The organism is Pseudonocardia alaniniphila (assembly GCF_022524485.1).
Lineage (GTDB): Bacteria > Actinomycetota > Actinomycetes > Mycobacteriales > Pseudonocardiaceae > Pseudonocardia > Pseudonocardia alaniniphila.
This window is the reverse complement of record NZ_JAKXMK010000086.1, coordinates 1-1,554: the sequence shown is the minus strand read 5'-3', so window position 1 is coordinate 1,554 and position 1,554 is coordinate 1. Positions and strand designations below refer to the sequence as shown.

2 protein-coding genes are annotated in these 1,554 nt (G+C 68.7%); both read right to left on the bottom strand.

Annotation, left to right across the window (positions count from 1 at the left end):
* On the bottom strand, positions 1 to 221 hold a 221-nt coding region (locus tag MMF94_RS43070; RefSeq protein ID WP_241043280.1), incomplete at its 3' end, for a tryptophan synthase subunit alpha.
* Positions 218 to 1,546 carry a tryptophan synthase subunit beta gene (gene trpB, locus MMF94_RS43065; RefSeq protein WP_241043281.1) on the bottom strand — a complete coding sequence of 443 codons (1,329 nt, stop codon included), beginning with the start codon at positions 1,544 to 1,546 and terminating at the stop codon, positions 218 to 220. The genes MMF94_RS43070 and trpB, both read right to left, overlap by 4 nt.
* Positions 1,547 to 1,554: the final 8 nt, after the last annotated feature.

Genomic DNA, 1,554 nt, shown 5'->3' with positions numbered 1-1,554 from the left:
GCCCGCAACGCGGTCTCCGCGGCCGCCTGAATCGTCGGCCCATCCATCACGGGGTCGGAGTACGGGATGCCGATCTCGAGCAGGTCACACCCGCCCTCGACCAGCGCACCCAACAACTCCACCGACCCGTCGACGGTGGGGTAACCGGCCGGCAGATAGCCCACCAGCGTGCCCCGGCCCTGCTCCCGGCTTGCACGGAAGATCTCCTCGACCGCACTCATCGCTGCACGCCCTCCGCCTCGGTGCTCACGTGGGTGTCCCCGACGGGTGCTCGGCCAGCCGGGCCGGTGAGGGCGGCCTCCGCGATGGCCGTGCCGCTCGCGTCCTCGGCGCTCTCCTCGTCCGAGATCATGCCGAACCACTTCGCGGCGGTATCCACGTCCTTGTCGCCGCGGCCGGACAGGTTGACGAGGATGACCGCGTCCCGGCCGAGCTCACGCCCGAGCCGCAGCGCGCCCGCGACGGCGTGGGCCGACTCGATCGCCGGGATGATCCCCTCGGTGCGCGACAACAGCGCGAACGCCTCCATCGCCTCCGCATCGGTGATCGGCCGATACTCGGCCCGCCCGAGGTCCTTCAACAACGCGTGCTCCGGGCCGACACCCGGATAGTCCAGCCCCGCGGAGATCGAGTGCGACTCGGACGTCTGCCCGTCCTCGTCCTGCAACAGATACGACATCGCACCATGCAACGCACCCGGCGACCCCTCAGACAGCGTGGCACCATGCCGCCCGGTCTCCACCCCGTCGCCACCGGGCTCCAGACCGACCAACCGCACGCCGGGGTCGTCGAGGAAGGCGTGGAAGATCCCGATCGCGTTCGACCCACCACCCACACACGCCGCCACAGCGTCGGGCAGCCGGCCGGTGCGGGCCAGCACCTGCTCACGCGCCTCCAGGCCGATGATCCGATGGAAATCACGCACCATCGTCGGGAACGGGTGCGGACCAGCCACCGTGCCCAACAGATAGTGCGTGCGCTCGACATTGGTCACCCAATCCCGCAACGCCTCGTTGATCGCGTCCTTCAACGTGCGCGACCCGGTCTTCACCGGCACCACCCGCGCCCCGAGCAGCCGCATCCGCGCCACGTTCAACGCCTGCCGCTCGGTGTCGACCTCACCCATGTAAACCACGCACTCCAGACCGAGCAACGCACACGCCGTGGCCGTGGCCACCCCGTGCTGACCCGCCCCGGTCTCCGCGATCACCCGCGACTTACCCATCCGCTTGGTCAGCAACGCCTGACCCAACACATTGTTGATCTTGTGCGACCCCGTGTGGTTCAGATCCTCACGCTTGAGCAGGATCCGCGCCCCACCCGCATGCTCACCCAGCTTCGGCACATCCGTGAGCGGGGACGGGCGCCCCGAGTAGTCCCGATGCAAACGATCCAGCTCGTCGAGGAAGTCGCGATCCCCCCGCGCCTTGTCATACGCAGCAGCCAACTCATCCAGCGCCGCGATCAACGCCTCCGGAACGAAACGGCCACCATAACGGCCGAAATGACCACGCTCATCCGGCTCGTGACCCGACGGGGTCGCGATACCGTCAC